The 15,790-nt window shown below is 57.7% G+C and carries 11 protein-coding genes; 6 read left to right on the plus strand and 5 right to left on the minus strand.

Going from position 1 to position 15,790, the window contains the following annotated elements; genetic code table 11:
* Positions 1-106: 106 nt before the first annotated feature.
* A complete protein-coding gene (locus HNQ64_RS00340) occupies positions 107-832 on the minus strand; it encodes a LamG domain-containing protein (RefSeq protein ID WP_184204300.1) in 726 nt (241 codons plus the stop codon).
* Positions 833-918: 86 nt separating this feature from the next.
* Here HNQ64_RS00340 and HNQ64_RS00345 point away from each other — a divergent pair, with 86 nt between their 5' ends.
* Positions 919-2,499: a peptide ABC transporter substrate-binding protein gene (locus HNQ64_RS00345; protein ID WP_184204301.1), complete on the plus strand. Its 1,581-nt coding sequence runs from the start codon at positions 919-921 to the stop codon at positions 2,497-2,499.
* 26 nt (positions 2,500-2,525) lie between these two features.
* Here the strand turns inward: HNQ64_RS00345 and HNQ64_RS00350 are convergent, their stop codons facing one another.
* Positions 2,526-3,359 (minus strand): ion transporter, encoded by an 834-nt coding sequence (locus HNQ64_RS00350; RefSeq protein WP_184204302.1) that lies wholly within the window; start codon positions 3,357-3,359, stop codon positions 2,526-2,528.
* A gap of 142 nt (positions 3,360-3,501) precedes the next feature.
* The gene (locus HNQ64_RS00355; protein WP_184204303.1) at positions 3,502-5,613 is read right to left on the minus strand and encodes a fused MFS/spermidine synthase; all 2,112 of its coding nucleotides are present in this window, start codon (positions 5,611-5,613) and stop codon (positions 3,502-3,504) included.
* Between the two features lie 134 nt (positions 5,614-5,747).
* Here HNQ64_RS00355 and HNQ64_RS00360 point away from each other — a divergent pair, with 134 nt between their 5' ends.
* Both HNQ64_RS00360 and HNQ64_RS00365 read left to right on the plus strand, forming a co-directional pair.
* Positions 5,748-6,287, plus strand: coding sequence for an RNA polymerase sigma factor (locus tag HNQ64_RS00360; protein WP_184204304.1), 540 nt, complete (start codon positions 5,748-5,750; stop codon positions 6,285-6,287).
* 14 nt (positions 6,288-6,301) lie between these two features.
* Positions 6,302-7,714, plus strand: coding sequence for a YfbK domain-containing protein (locus HNQ64_RS00365; RefSeq protein ID WP_184204305.1), 1,413 nt, complete (start codon positions 6,302-6,304; stop codon positions 7,712-7,714).
* A gap of 50 nt (positions 7,715-7,764) precedes the next feature.
* On the opposite strand, the gene HNQ64_RS00370 is transcribed toward HNQ64_RS00365, so the two are convergent.
* Entirely contained in the window at positions 7,765-8,247 is a 483-nt protein-coding gene (locus tag HNQ64_RS00370) for a Fur family transcriptional regulator (RefSeq protein WP_184204306.1), read from the minus strand.
* Positions 8,248-8,345: 98 nt separating this feature from the next.
* Between HNQ64_RS00370 and HNQ64_RS00375 the strand changes: the two genes are divergently transcribed.
* Positions 8,346-9,044 (plus strand): M23 family metallopeptidase, encoded by a 699-nt coding sequence (locus tag HNQ64_RS00375; RefSeq protein WP_184204307.1) that lies wholly within the window; start codon positions 8,346-8,348, stop codon positions 9,042-9,044.
* Between the two features lie 9 nt (positions 9,045-9,053).
* Here the strand turns inward: HNQ64_RS00375 and HNQ64_RS00380 are convergent, their stop codons facing one another.
* Positions 9,054-10,931 carry a DUF1592 domain-containing protein gene (locus HNQ64_RS00380; RefSeq protein ID WP_184204308.1) on the minus strand — a complete coding sequence of 626 codons (1,878 nt, stop codon included), beginning with the start codon at positions 10,929-10,931 and terminating at the stop codon, positions 9,054-9,056.
* Positions 10,932-11,143: 212 nt separating this feature from the next.
* Here HNQ64_RS00380 and tkt point away from each other — a divergent pair, with 212 nt between their 5' ends.
* A complete protein-coding gene (gene tkt / locus HNQ64_RS00385; RefSeq protein WP_184204309.1) occupies positions 11,144-13,120 on the plus strand; it encodes a transketolase in 1,977 nt (658 codons plus the stop codon).
* A 325-nt stretch (positions 13,121-13,445) separates the two neighbouring features.
* Positions 13,446-15,692 carry a DUF3160 domain-containing protein gene (locus HNQ64_RS00390; RefSeq protein WP_184204310.1) on the plus strand — a complete coding sequence of 749 codons (2,247 nt, stop codon included), beginning with the start codon at positions 13,446-13,448 and terminating at the stop codon, positions 15,690-15,692.
* Positions 15,693-15,790 lie beyond the last annotated feature (98 nt).

The following is a 15,790-nucleotide window of genomic DNA, read 5'->3' on the forward strand; positions in this document are numbered from 1 at the left end:
GCGCTGAGGGCGGCTTGGGAAACATTGCTGCGGAAAACTTCATGGATGCCACTCACGATCTGGGCCCTGGTAACTGCATTCTTGAGAGTGGCTTAGGAGCAGAGAATCACTCGGCTTTTTTCTTTTTGGCGGCAGCTTTACCTTTGCCCGCGCCTTTGCGAGCGGGTGCAGGAGCGATTTTTTCACCAGGCTGAGGGAGGGAGGCTTTCACACTTTCCCATTCGGGATTGAGGGTAGCGGTGCGGAGGGTGAGGTTGCGAAAGTCCACAGACTGGCCGCCAACGGTGAAGCCAGGATTGGCTTTTTCGGATTTGAAGAGCTCGCTGCTGCCCCAGGCGGTGAGGTCATCCACCTGCCCCAACAGGGTGTCTCCCACCATCTCCAGGCGCACTTTGTGCCAGATGCCGGGGGTTAGTTCGGCCGGGAAGCGTGCGAAGATGACGGCTTTGTCTGGACCCGCGTGGTCGTTGTCATCACGCTGCACGGTGACGCTTTTGGGGGTGATGCTGATGCGGGCCATGTGGTCTTTCACGGCATTGATGGAAAGGCTGGTGGTGCGGGCACCTTCGAACTTGAATTCGTATTCGATGACAAAGTCATTTAATTTGTTAGGCAAGCGGGTAACGGCTCCATGTTTGTCAGCTTCCAGTTCCGAGCCACGCAGGACGCCATCCTTGAGTTCCCATTGGCCTTTAGCGGCCTTCCAAGGAGCGGCGGGAGCAGTGTCTAGCTTGCTTTCATAGATGACTTCACCCGGCAGAGCGAGGAGGGGTTTGTCAGCAGCGCGGGCGAGCGAGGCAAGGACGAGAAAAAAGAGGGCGGTGACTTTCATGGGCCGCTGAAAACGTGAATGAGGGCAAGATATTGCGTTGATTTGGCGCTCTTGCGTCTGGGGGCACTCAGATGCACTCTGCAGCGATGCGATTTCTGTCTCGACTGCTGCGACTTACTGCCTGTGCTGTGCTTCTCGGTGCCTGTGCCCCGGAGCGGGAGCGTGCGGATCTGGTCTTCATCCAAAGCGCTGAGCCCGAGACGCTAGACCCGGCGCTGACCTCGGATCAAGTTTCCATGCGCCTTTCCACCTCCCTTTTCGAAGGACTGTGCCGGGTGACTCAGGCGGGGAAACCGGAGCCAGCCATGGCCGAGCGGTGGGACGTTTCTGAAGATGGCAAGATCTACACTTTTCACCTGCGGGCAGGCACCACATGGACCAACGGGCAGCCCGTGACAGCACAGGATTTTGTCGCCTCCTGGCAGCGTGCTCTGCACCCAGATACTGGGGCCGACTACGCCACGCTGATGCATGTGATCCGCGGGGCCAAGGCCTACACAGAAGGCACACAAAAGGACTTTGCCCAGATTGGAGTGAAGGCCCTGGATGCAAAGACGCTGGTGGTGGAGTTGGAGAACCCCACGCCGTACTTCATAGATCTGTCGGCCTTTGTCACGCTGGCTCCCGTTCCGGTGGCCACCATCGCCCAGCACGGTACAGCCTGGATCAAACCGGCGAACATTATCACCAACGGCGCTTATATCTTGGAAGAATGGCTGCTGGATGACCGCATCCGCCTGCGCAAAAACCCGGCCTACTGGGATGCCGCGAATGTGAAGATGGCCACCATCGAGGTGAAGCCCGTGCAGGATGCGAATACGGCGCTGAGTTACTTTCACACCGGCCAGTGTGATCTGCTGATGGATAAAGGCATGCTCCCACCCAGCCTGACGCAAAAGCTTAAGCAGCAGTCCTGGTTTCACACGGCCCCGTTTTTGGGCACGTGGTTCATCCGCATCAATGTGACACGTCCGCCCTTCAATGATCCGCGAGTTCGCCAAGCCTTCGCACTGGCAGTGGATAAAAAACGCATCGTGGAGAAGATCACTCAACTGGGGGAACTTCCCGCGCAGGGCATCACCCCGCCCGGCATCGGCCAGGGCTACCAGTCGCCACCAGGGCTGGATCTGAATGTGGCTGAGGCGCGCCGCTTGCTGGCAGAGGCCGGTTTTCCGGATGGACGTGGATTTCCCCGCGTGGAGTACCTTTACATTCCGCTACCTATTGAAAGAAACATCGCCATTGAACTGCAATCCATGTGGCAAGAGGCCCTAGGCGTGACGGTGAACCTGACGAAACAGGAGCAAAAGGTGTGGCTGAAGTCCATGCGCGAGCTGGATTACCACCTGTGTAGGTCGAGTTGGGTGGGCGATTACAATGACCCAAGCACCTTTTTAGATCTCTTTACCACCGGCAATGGTCAAAACCGCACCGGCTGGGCTAACACCAAGTATGACCAATTCATCACAGCAGCCGCGCGTGAAGCTGACATTCCAAAGCGCAATCTTATCTTCCAACAGGCGGAGCAGACTCTGGTGCGTGAAGAGGCAGCGGTGATCCCGGTGTACTCCTATGTGGGAGTACAGTTTTATCGGCCAGAGAAATTGGAAGGTGTGCAGGGTAATCTGATTGATGATCACCCCTTTCGCTGCATGCGCTGGAAATGAATGCAATGGTAGGACCGACGACGTTCTTACGCATCCAACTTCACTCCACAATGCTGGCAGTGTAACGCGCGCGTATCATGATCTTCCCAACCGCATTCATTGCAACGACGGCGATGGGCCAGGGGCCTGCCCATGGCGCGGCCTAACTCACTGGTGACGATGCCGGTGGGCACGGCGATGATGGCAAAACCGGTCAACATGATGATGGAGGCCATCATTTTCCCAGGAACGGTAATGGGTGCCACATCGCCATAACCCACGGTGGTGATGGTGACGATGGCCCAATAGATGGCCTGGGGGATGTTGGCAAAGTCAGGGTTCGCCTCATGCTCCAGCACATAGACGACGGTGCCTTCCACTAGAACGATGCCAATCACGGTGGTGAGGAAGAGGGTGATCTTCCGCCGACTGGCCCGCAGCGCAGCCAGGAGGATGCTGGCTTCGCCCAAATATTCGGCCATCTTCAGCACGCGGAACATGCGCATGAGCCGTAGCACGCGCAAGGCCATGAGGTAGTGGGTGCCAGGGATGAAGAGTTCCAGGTAAGCGGGTAAGACGGAGATGAGATCCACCACCCCGAAGAAGCTCAAAGCGTAGCGCAGGGGCCGACGCACGGACCATAAGCGCGCCAGATACTCGACCGTGAAAAGTACCGTGAAGATCCACTCCAGCACGTTAAAAAAACGCACGTTCGGCAGGCGGATTTCATCCACACTTTCTAAGATGATAGTGAGCACACTCAGGCCGATCAACCACAGAAGCACCACATCAAAAGCACGGCCCACAGGGGTATCCGAAAGAAAAATGATTCGCCAGAGACGTTCGCGCCTCGGAGAGGGGTCAGGAGGGGCAGCACTCATGCATTTTCATTCATCATCACCGGTGAGAGTGACGCCTAAAAAAGGGAAAGTCAGGCAGTCTTTTGTCTGTAGGAAGTATTGTGGGAGCTCATTGACGGAACACCCACCAGTGCGTGGATCGAAACAAAGAGCCTGCCATCCACTAATCCGTCATAAGAATTTGGAAAAGATTGTGATAGCGGTCCGTCCAAAGAGGTACATCCAGGGTGGGTTCGTCCACGGGTTCATCGGCCGGGGTAGCATTCAGAAAGGCGGTATTCTGGGTCACTAGCATGTAGTCTGTATCGTCGTCATCACCCATCTGCACGGTGATGACACGGGTGGTTTTCCAGCCCATGGCTTCTGCTTGTTTCACTACGACGGGAGCGAGGATGAGGTAGCTGTTGGTCACATGCACGACGATGATGCCGTCTGGCTTCATGTGACGGTGGTAGATTTGAAAGGCCTCGCGTGTCAGTAGATGCATGGGGATGGCATCCCCACTGAAAGCGTCTAGCAACAGCACATCAAACTGTTGGCTGGGCTCACGCTCGAGCATCAGACGGGCATCCCCGATGACGGTGGTGACAGTAGCGCCGCGCTTTTCAGCGTCGGAAAGGTAGGTAAAATGTTTGCGCGCCAGGCGAACCACGTCGGGATTGATCTCGTAAAAACGAAAGTCATGGGCGTTCTGGGCATAGCAGGCGGCAGTGCCTGCCCCAAGGCCCACGATGCCCACTTTCGCACCTTTTTGGTCTGCCAGTCGCCCCAGCGCGCGACCAATGCCCGTGTGGCGCCCATAGTAGGTCACAGGCTCCTGGCGGTAGAGATCGCCCAGATTTTGCATGCCGTGAACGATGCCACCGTGGGTAAGCGTGCGGTATTCATTTTCCAGCCCTGTATCGTAGTCTTCATCCACATGCACCGTGCCGTAAAAGTTGCGTACGCGCTCCAGACGGGGCTCCACCTTGGTGGTCTTTTCTGCAAGGAACCCTACGCCCAGGCTCCCCAACACCGCTGCCACTCCTGCCAGCGGAAAGCCGACCCAGCGCCGCGATAGCCGCACCCCCGCCACCGCCAGGGTGATGGTGGCGACGAACAGACTGGCCAGCAACGCCAGCGGCCACTCCATGTAGGTGACAAAAACTCGTGGAGCTACCAAGCTAACCAGCAGACCGCCCAGCGCCCCGCCAGCGGACATGAGCAAGTAAAACTCCGTTAAGCGTGAGGGGCTAGGTTTCAGCCGTGCTAGTTCGCCATGACAGAGCAGGCAGGCCAAAAACATGGCACTAAAGCACCAGACGATTTCAGCTAGGTAATTCGGTGTCAGGTCCACATCCCAGCCCAGGTGCTTTTCGCCGGCCGTAATAAATAGCACCGCCATGGCCAGCGGAGCCCACAGTCCCCGCAGGTACCAGCGCTCATGCTCAAAACAGAGGATGAAGGTGAGCAGGTAGAGGCTCAGGGGCACCACCCACATGAAAGGCACCACAGCCACGTCCTGGCAGACGTGATTCGTAGTGGCCAAAAGCATCACACTGGCCAGCGCAGGCAAGGCCACCCAGAGCAGGCGATGCCACCACGGCGGCGCGTTTTCCACCAGCGTAGATAGGCTCGTAGCTTCGGCGTCATGGGTCGCCGATGGCACTTTTTCAGTGGAAGAAACTGACCGCGTGACCTTCCATACCAGCGTGGCGGAAAGTGCGGCGAAAAGAACAAATGCGCCGGACCATAACCACGTCTGCACCGTTACCTCCAGCAGCGGCTCAAAGAAAAAGGGGTAACTTAGCAACGCCAACAAAGAGCCGATGTTCGAAAGTGCATAGAGCCGCCAGGGCGTTCCCCCCGGCACCGCACGTGTGAACCACACCTGTGCCAGCGGACTAGTACTAGAAAGAATAAAGTAGGGCAGTCCCACGGTGCCTAACAATAATAGCAGGATCCGGCCCGCAGGCTCTTCATCCCCAGCGGGTTTCCACCCTTCCCCAGGGGCGATGGGCAGCACGACCAGAGCCGCCAGCAGCAGTCCGCTGTGGACCAAGGCCTGCGTGCGTGGACGTAACTTGGTCAGCAAGTGCGCATAGGTGTACCCGGCAAAAAGAACGATCTGGAAAAACACCATGCAGGTGGTCCACACCCCTGGACTGCCACCGAACCAAGGCAGGATGAACTTACTGATCACGGGCTGGACCTGAAACAGCAAAAAGGCGCTGAGCAGGCTGAGAGTCCCGAGCAAAAAAGCCACAGGCAGGCGGAAGGCAGAGAAAAGGGACATTCAGGGAAGAGAAAGGTGGCTCACCAAGATAAGTAGGTCGTAAACCCAGCCAACGGAACATTGTCGCAACGTTCTTCATAACCGTCTCTAACAAATCTCTTCCCCAGCCGTTAGAAAAGTCGCAAAGTGAACGCATGTCCGTCCAGCCTCATCAAGATGAAGCCTCCCTCCTCGTCAGGCGGGCGCTGGACCAGTACGAGAGCAATCTCATTGCCTACACGGCAGGTATCCTCAATGGAGACTATGAACGCGCCCGCGATGTGGTGCAGGACGCCCTCCTCAAGCTTTACCTTACCGACCCCGATAAAGTGCGGGACAACCTCAAAGCCTGGCTTTTTACCGTCTGTCGAAATCGAGCCCTGGACATCCTCCGCAAGGACCACCGGCTGGATCTGGGGAACGACGACGCCATGGACAGCGCCGTCTCTTTTGATCCAGATCCCGCAGAAAATGCGGACTCCCAAGAGCTGCATGCCCGCCTCTGGGAACTGGTGGAAAAACTGCGCCCTAACCAACGCGAGGTCATCCGCCTCAAATTCATGCATGACTGCTCCTACCAGCAGATTGCCGATGTCACTGGCCTCACCGTGGGCAATGTCGGCTTCATCATGCATGTGGCCATCAAGAAACTGCGGGAACTCCTGAACCGCGAACTGGCCAGCCGCTCCCACTAATTTCCCCCAATTTTATGAAACCTTCCTCGCAAGAAAACCCCGATCTCACGGCTTACGCCTTGGGGGAATTGCACGCGCGCCAGGCTCGAGACATTCACTCCCTGCTCGCGGCCTGCCCAGTCGCCACGCATGAGCTGGAGCAGGTGGAAGCCGTTACCGATGCCCTCCGCCAGGGTGCTCCCATCCCGCAAGAACGCCTGCGTCCTGAGCAGAGACACGCCGTTCTCTACCCTGCCAGCCTACCCCGCCGTATGGCCCCGCTCATGCCCCGGCCTGCACCGCGCCGCGCTTCCGTCCTGCGTCCCTTTTTGGTTGGCGTTTTGAAAGCCGCAGCCGTGCTCACCCTCACCGGTGCAGCCTACCTCGTAGGTCGTCACAGTGGTCTTGGCGGTGGCTCTAGCACTTCCACCGTGGCCATGGCCTCAGAACCCGTTACGACGATGCCGAAGGTCGAGGCCCCCATGCCTGCTCCCCAGGTGAAAGCTCCTGAAGCTGCCGTATTGGTTAAGGCCACTCCAGCCCCTGAAAAAGCCCCCGTCGTGGTCATTGCCCCTGCGCCGGAACCGCAACGGACAGCAGCGGTCGCGGTCAAGCCTGCCGTTTCCACTCCTGCGACGGTGACCAGCCCTGCCCTTGTCGCCTCCGCCCCTGTGGTACGCCCGGTGGCCGTAACCAGCCCTGGGAAACACACCCACTTTGTCAATGCAAGCCGTCAAGCTGTGGACCAATTTGCGCTCGCTCCGGCCCAAATCCGCCCACTACCTGCTAAGGTGAACCGTCAAGAACTCCTAGCTGCACCCGCCCCCCTCACCACCCCAGAGGTGAAGGATACGGGTAAACCGCGCACTCCGGATCTCTACATCCACTCCTGGAAGGCGGAGGTCACCACCTGCCCCTGGAATGAAGGGCACCGCCTGCTGCGCGTGAGCATCCAGTTGCCAGCAGATCAGCCCGCTGCCCTCACCCCGGCCACCTATCCCCTGCGTGTCACCTTCGACCCTAAAAACGTCCGTGAATACCGCCAGCTCTGCGAGCGCCACCAGCCTGCGGCGGAACTGCGCCAGTCCGGCACCCACGTCGTTTGGTATGAATTCCTACCAAATGGTGACGTCACAGCCAACAAGACGGTAGCCACGGTGACTCTGGACAAAGGCCGTTTCACCACCCAGGCCGTGGGCCCCTTCGACAGCACTAAACTCGCCGTGCAAGATCGAGGTGAGGCCTGGCAAAATGCTCGCGAAGACTTCATTTTTGACAGCGCGGTTGTCAGCTTTGGCCTGCTCATGCGCGGCCTGCCACAGACGCCACAGCTCAATCACGCCCTGGTCCTCTCTCTGGCAGAAAAAGCCCAGAGCCCTGACCCCACGGGTGATCGCCGTCGTTTCATCAAACTCGTTCGCGAAGCTGCACTCGCCGCAGGCCTGTAGTGGCAGCAGCTCAAGAAATCCTCAGCGGGTGTGAGTCGCCTTAACGGTGTCTATTTGGCCAGCGCCACATCGTGCTCGGCCTTGTATTTACACTGACCAGTTTTAGCGAATTCATCGCAGTGGGCCTGAATGCGCATGGCTTTCATTTGTGGCTGGAAACCAAGGCGACGGGTGATGCAGTCATGCAGGACGGCGCTGTGCTCGTCCTCAAACTCCACAACTCGGTCACAATCCAGGCAAATGAGGTGGTTGTGCTGCGGTTTATCGAGAAAATTGGGATCGTAGTACGTCTGGTCACGACCTAGGTCCACCTCGCGGAGCAGGTCACAATCTACAAGCAACTGCAAAGTGCGATAGACGGTGGCGCGGGAAACAGTGCGGTCCAGTTTGCGGGCTTTTTCCAGCAACTCTTCAGCATTGAAATGATCATCGGTAGCAAAGGCAGCCTCAACGATGGTCTCGCGCTGTTTGGTACGGCGCAGACCGGTATTGGTCAGGTGCGCTTCCAGGCGCTCTTTCACTCGTGGATCCATATTGAGAACCGTGTAGCCTAATTGAGACTGAACGCAAGTTTGGATCACACTTTGATCGTATTGTTCGCATGGTGTTGAATGGACTCATCCGTCCCACCATGCGTCTTCCTTCACTCTTCACCTTTCTACTTCTGGTCCTCCTCGGCTGGATGCTGTGGGAGAGGATTGGACTGAAGGTGTGGATGGCGCGGCACTTTGAATCCCCGCTGGAGCGGCCCCTGGATCCTGCTTTTTTGCGCCTGAGCCCACTGGAAATCGTGCAACTGCCACTGGCGGTACGGTTTGACTACCCCATGGGCACGGCGCATGGCGCATTTACTTACAATGCGCAGCCTTTCCGAATTTCCCGTCATTTGGGCGATGATTTGAATGGCATTGGAGGGGGGAACTCAGATTTGGGGGATGCTGTGTATGCAGCAGGAATAGGCCAGGTAGTGTATGCGGGGGTGCCTGGGCCTGGGTGGGGAAACATGGTGATCCTGGCCCATCGAGTGCCGGATCTGGAGGATGCGGGCCAGGAGCGGGTGTACCAAACCGTGTATGCGCACCTGGACCAGATTTTGGCTCAGCCAGGAAAGACGGTGAATCGGGGTGAAAAAATAGGCACGGTGGGGACTGCCAATGGGCAATATCTGGCGCATCTGCACTTTGAGGTCCGTGAAGGGCCGTATATAAATCCCGGCCAGGGATACGCCGATGCCCCACTGAATCGTGTCTCACCCGAGGCCTTCATTGCTCAACGGCGCGGGGCACCCGATGAACAGATGAACGCCCCACCGAAGCTCAATCGACGATAGAGCTATGAGCTATTGCCGCCGATGGGTAAAGGGGTAGCTCTGGGCCACAGCAATAAGTAGAGGTAAAGCGTGGTAGTCGTTTTTGACGAGCGTTTCCTCCAACCGCAGAAGAGTGGGCTGATCACGGGGCTCCAGGCCACGACCAAGTGCATAGCCCAAGAGGCGGGCGCAGAAGTTGCGCACGAATTTGTGCTTTTCAGTCATAAGGATGCGGCGCATTTCGGCTGGGCCTTTGAAGGTGCGTCCGTCCACAAAATTGGCAGAGACATCCAGAGCTTTGCCATTTTCATGCTCGCGCCATTTGCCGATGGGATCGAAATTTTCCAGCCCGAACCCAGGTGGGTCGAGGCGATTGTGACAGCCCATGCACTGGGCTTTGCTGCGGTGTTTTTCCAGTTGCTGGCGGAAGGTCAGATTTTCGATCTTGCGATCATCCTCGGGCAATGAGCCCACATTTGCAGGCGGCGGTGGGGGTGGAGTGCCCATGAGGGTCTCCAGCACCCATTTTCCGCGTAGCACAGGGCTGGTGCGTTGGGGGTACGCGGTGGCTGCCAGCATGCCCCCCATGCCGAGCACACCACCACGGCGCTCGTCCTTGAACATGACCCGGCGCATCTCGGACCCTTTCACATCGGGAATCTCATACAGACGCGCCAGTTCCTCATTCACAAAGGTGTATTTGCTATCCAGAAAATCGAGCACGCGACCATTTTCCCGAAGAATGGCAGAGGAGAAATAAAGTCCCTCGTCATACATGGCCTGACGTAAACTTTGAGTGAATTCCTTGTACTTACCGCGATCAGGATCCACGGTGTTAAAGAGTGCATCCAGGCCCAACCACTGGGCGGCAAAGTGTTTTGTCAGGGCCTCCGCTTTGGGATCTGCCAGCATGCGCTTCACCTGGGATCCGATGACCGAAGGTTCATGGAGCTTGTCTTCATCCGCTAAACGGCTAAGTTCGGCATCTGGCATGGTGGACCAGAGGAAATAGGAGAGTCGCTGGGCCATTTCATGACCATTGACCTGCCAAGTTTGGGTTTCCCCAGGGCGATCTTGCTCCTGAAGAATGAGGAACTTAGGGGAAAGCAAAGCCGCTTTGAAAGCCCGCTTCAGAGAGGTTTCATAATCCATCCCAGCCTTCAATCCACGATCAAAAATGGCGAGCAAAGGCAAGACATCGGCGTCTGTGACAGGGCGGCGGTAAGCTCGGCGAGCAAAGGTGTGCAACGTTTCCTGAGCGGCCTGCTGAGGCTTTTTACTCTCACTGGGCCACTGGGTGATGAGTTGCTTTTTGATCTCCCATTTACTCCAGGCAGCAGCCAATCCAGCATCCGTGGCTCCGATGAATTTCTCAATGAGAAGAGGTGGGATAAAAAGAGTATCGGCATTGTTATCAAAGCCCTCCCCCCCAGCACCATCCGTGGGGAAGGCATCTCCCAGCGTGTCACTTGCCCCATAAAGGAGGTCGCGCAGGGTCAGGCTATATTCACGACGGGTGAGGCGGCGGGCCTTGCGAAAGCCGGGGTCGGTGGGTGTTTGCGCCTTCACCGCTTGCTGCGCTTGCTGAATCCAATCGCCTAGTTTTTGCCGTTCCTGTTCCGTAGGCTGGATTTTTTCTTTGGGTGGGGGCATTTGACGAGTGCGCACCTGATCGCCGATTTTATCCCACAGACGCACATCCAGCCGGGCCGCCTTCGTGTCCCACAGAGGTTCCAAGTTGATATCGGCCTTGGCGGCATCTGCATCGTGGCACTCCAAGCAGTTTTTTTCCAAAAAGGGCAGAATATCTTTTTCCAGTCCCGAAAAGACTGCGGATTCATCCGCCGCCGCAGTGATAGTGAGAATACCACTGGCCCAAATTGCCCAAAAACTGCTGCGTTCGATCATGTAAGGATGCATACGTGGCACGGTTGGCTGCCTTTTTCCAGAACCGGAAAATGACGACCCAATTTCACTTTTCCTCCCAGTGGTTGACGGGGCCTCGCGGTTTTCTCTCTTGAAACCGCCCCCTGCGCCAGTAAATAGCGGCCCTCCTGCGCCTGGCCGCCTCCTGCGCTTCTTTTGACAAACTTGACTCCAGACTCCCTGATAACCTTCTCATGAACAAAGCCATCCTCGCTCAAGCCGCCAATGAAGCCCGTGGTCTCGCCATGGACGCCGTGCACAAGTGCTCCTCCGGCCACCTCGGCCTGCCCCTCGGCTCGGCTGAGATCGGAGCCGTCCTTTTCGGTGAAACCCTCCAGTGTGATCCTGCGGAGCCGAAGTGGCTGAACCGTGACCGTTTCATCCTGTCCGCTGGTCACGGCTCCATGTTCATCTATTCTTGGCTGCACCTCAGCGGCTACGCGGTGTCCATCGAAGACGTGTCGAATTTCCGCGTTCTGCATTCCATCACTCCTGGTCACCCTGAGTTCCATGAAACTCCTGGCGTGGAGTCCACCACGGGCCCTCTGGGCCAAGGCATCGGCAATGCCGCCGGTTATGCCCTTTCCGGCAAGATGGCAGCCGCGAAGTACAACACGGCTGAGCATAAGATCATTGATAACCACATCATCGCCCTGGCAGGTGACGGCTGTCTCCAGGAAGGTGTGGCCCGTGAAGCCGTGGCCTTTGCCGCGCACAACGGTCTGGACAACCTCATCGTCATCTTTGATTCCAACGACGTCACCCTCGACGCCATGGCCAAAGTGACCCAGAGTGAAGACACCCAGGCTCTCTACACCGCCCTGGGCTGGGACGCAGTGACGATTGATGGCCACGACCTCGAAGCCGTCAAGAATGCCATCGAAGCCGCCAAGAAGAACGACAACGGCAAGCCGAAGATCATCATCGCCAAGACCATCATTGGCAAAGGCATCCCTGAAGTCGCCGGCACAGCCAAAGGCCACGGCGAAGGCGGTGCTAAGTTTGTGGACGCCGCTAAAAAAGGCCTGGGCATCCCTGAAGGCACGCATTTCTACGTCAGCGACGAGGTAAAGGCTTACTTTGCCGACCTCAAGGCCCAGCGCGCCACCGCCCACGCCGAGTGGAACCAGACCTTCAGTGCCTGGAGCGCAGCCAACCCTGGCCTGGCTGCTGAACTGGACGCCGCCCGCAATGGCAGCCTGAAGGCTGAAGACCTCCTCAAGGTCATCCCTGAGTATCCGGCAGAAGGCAAGGCCGCCACACGCAACAGCGGTGGCGAGATCCTTAACCACATCGCCAAAGCGGTGCCTCACCTCATCACGGGCAGCGCCGACCTTTTCGGCTCCACTAAAAACTACCTCACAGGTGCAGGTGACTTCAGCGCCACCAACCCGACCGGTCGCAACATCTGGTTCGGCATCCGTGAGCACGCCATGGGCGCGATCTGCAACGGCATCGCCTATGACGGCCTGTTCCTGGGTAGCTGCGCCACCTTCCTGGTGTTCGCCGATTATTGCCGCCCGAGCATCCGCCTCGCCGCCCTGGCCAAGCTGCCTGTCACCTACATCTTCACCCATGACTCCGTGGGCGTGGGTGAAGACGGCCCGACCCACCAGCCGGTGGAAACCGTCAGCGGTCTGCGTGTGATCCCGAACCTGGACGTCATCCGTCCGGGCGATGCGGAAGAAGCTGCTGCGGCCTTTGCCGCCGCCTTCAGCCGTGCCGATGGCCCGACCCTCCTCGCCCTCAGCCGTCAGGATCTGCCTCACCAGGGCAGCGCCAGCGCCGCCACCCGCCGCGAAGGCACCCTCAAAGGTGGTTATGTCCTCGTGAAGGAAACCGCTCCCCTTGAAGCCATCGTCATCGCCACCGGTTCTGAAGTTCAGTGGGCTGTCGAAGGAGCGAAGGGCAAGCCCGGCGTCCGCGTGGTCAGCCTGCCTTGCTTTGAGCGTTTTGACCGCCAGGACGCTGAGTATCGTGAGTCCGTGCTGCCAGCCGCCTGCACCAAGCGCATCGCCATCGAAGCCGGTGTCACCGGTCTCTGGTGGAAATACGTCGGCACCCAGGGCCAGGTCATCGGCATTGACCGCTTCGGCATCAGCGCCCCAGGCAACACCGTCTTCAAGGAACTCGGCATCACCGCCGACGCCGTCGCCAAGGCCCTCGCCTGAAGCTGACGCGGCCTCGTCCGCATATAGATCAACATTCCGAAGGGAGGCTGGCAACAGCCTCCCTTTTTTCAGGTCTGGAGACCATGCACCTGGCGGCCTTGCACACACTTTTATTTGTGAGTTATCTGGGAACAAAAACAAGGAACGGGGGAGCCAATCGCTATGACGGCTCCTTCATGCAGATGGCTTGCCCGCATCATTGCCTCCAGCCACTCAAGCTTTTTCAATAGAGGCTCGGGCTTTCGAAGCGGTAGGAATTCACGATCTGCAATGCAATCGCGTTTTCATCTTGCTCCGTCTCAAAGGCCGCCTGTAGCTTTTGTCCATGCGGTTGTGCATTCTTTCCCTCCTCGTCACGCTGGCCACATCTCATGCACAATTCACGGATCCCGGTGAGAAGGCTAAGGAGGCCTTGGAAAAATCCTGGCAGGCGGCAGCCCGTCAAGCCGGGCTAGGTGTCCAGGCCGTCCGGCATCTTGAGGCTGAAAAGGTGCTGATGACCGATGATGAAATGCTCCAGAGCTTTCAGGCCTATCTGGCGTCTTATCGTCGCGACGGCACCGCAGACTCTTCCGATCTGCCTTACTTCATCACCACGGACGCCCTGTTCCAAGCCTATGCTTGGTGCCTGCAAAAGACCGTGGCTGCGGTGGAACGATCTCAGGCCGAAGGCATTCGCGACATGATGGAGACGTTGATGATCGCCCTCGAAAAGGCGGATACGCTGATGCAGGGTGATCGGGCTTTGATCCAGGCGGCCCAGCAACGGGCGCAATTTGTCGTAGGTGTAGCCGCCGTTCTGCTGGACCTCAAAGTGGCTCTGAAGCCCAAGGCCTTGCAAGACGATGTAAACCACGAGGTAATGCGCATACGCCTAGCTCAGGGGACGGGCCGACCAGTCCGGCTGAAACTGGCCTCAAATGCCGCTGCAGATCTAGACTACACCGTCTTCAAGCCTGTCAGCTTTTATGCGGAACACCCGGATCTGGTGGGTTATTTCCAAGCGGTCCGTTGGCTGCAAGTCGCCCCTTTCGTCACCGATTCTCCTGAAGATCTGCTGGCCATCGCCCTACTCCGGCTCACCCTCCAAAGCGACCATCTCGTGGCCTTGAAACTGAACTCTGACACGGACAGCTTGCGAGATCGCCGGGAACGCATGCTGAGTGATCTGGCCGGCCCGGCCGACCGGCCCTCCGTATTTGGCCGGCTCCCCTATGAACCGGACAACGGCATCGCCCTATACACGACCCACAAGTGGATTCAGGTCATCGTCAACGACTACAAGGGAAAAGGCTTTTCATCGCCCGGTCATCCAGTCGAAATCACCTCCACTTTGCAACCGCAAAGCAATGCCCTGTCGGCTTACGTACTTCCCGGTTCTCAACTGCTGGATGCCCTCTTCATGGAAAAACTCTCCCGCCGTCATGGTCCCCAATACCTGCCCGATGCGCTTAGCATTGCCGCCTGGCTGGGGTCACCTTACGCCGCCGAAAACGAGGTCGGCGGAGAAAAAGCCCAGAAGATCCGCCTGGAGGAATCCCCTCCCCTGGAGCTATCACACACCAGCAGTCTTCATGAAAAGGGGTTAATTCTCCTGCGCCGCCTCTTTGAGAAACCAGCGGCTGATGCCCCCGCCTTTATGAAGACCCGTGCTTGGCAGGCCAAGTCGTGCCAGACAGCCCTGACAGCTTGGGCGCAGATGCGACATGTATGGACACTGCGGGCCCGCCCGCAGTATGCAGTTGGAGCCGGCATCCAGGAATGGCCAGCATTTGTCGAACCGCTGCCAGACTTTTTCACTGGTCTGGCCGACCTATGTCATGAGACCCTTCAGCTGTTGGCAAGAGCTAAAGTCAATCTGTCTTCAAAAACCATCGCGCGTAGGTTGCGCCGCATTGCTGACAGCTATGAAAAGCCGCCCACGGATGACGAAGCCAAGCATCGCTGGCAGGAGATGCGGATGACGGTCGCCGATCTCCTCTATCGCGACAATCTGCTGTCCCTCGACGGAGATTTTAATGATCCCAGGAATTTGGCGACGGAGGTCAAACATCTGCGGCATAGCGCTGACATCATCGAACGGGGTGAAGTGAACAAGAATCATCCCGTCGCGGAAGCTCTTCAAAACTGGATAAACCGTGAAAACATTCCTCCACTGGATGGCCTGGAAAAGGTCTGCCTGCGGCTGGCACTCCTCGCCCATAAACAAGTCCGTGAGCTCCCCCCCCTACCTGAAGAAAGCGAATGGCTGCGTTACTTCGGTTTGCATCTGTCCAGCTTCACTGACTGCCATTTTACCAGCGCCACTGACGATGTTCCGAAGGCAGTGCGGATTTTTACAAATCCCTCCGTCGGCAAGGCCCTAACCGCTGGCATTGGACGCCCCCGTTTCCTGTATGTTCTTTATCCATGGAAAGGGAGGGAGATTCTCTGCCGCGGGGCTGTGCTGCCCTACCTCGAAAGCACCACCCTGCAACCGCTGACGGATGAGGAATGGAAGTCCCGGCTTCATCATCCCGGCGATGCGCCGGTCCAGCCTGCCTGGCTCGCACCTTTGAGGTTGGAGCAATAGACCGCAACATCCACTTCTACAACGGTCAAGGTTGGACGGAACATCCCGAAGGGAGGCTGGAAACAGCCTCCCTTTTTTTGCTCAAAAACTGGTTATCA

Source organism: Prosthecobacter dejongeii, from assembly GCF_014203045.1.
GTDB classification, from domain to species: domain Bacteria; phylum Verrucomicrobiota; class Verrucomicrobiia; order Verrucomicrobiales; family Verrucomicrobiaceae; genus Prosthecobacter; species Prosthecobacter dejongeii.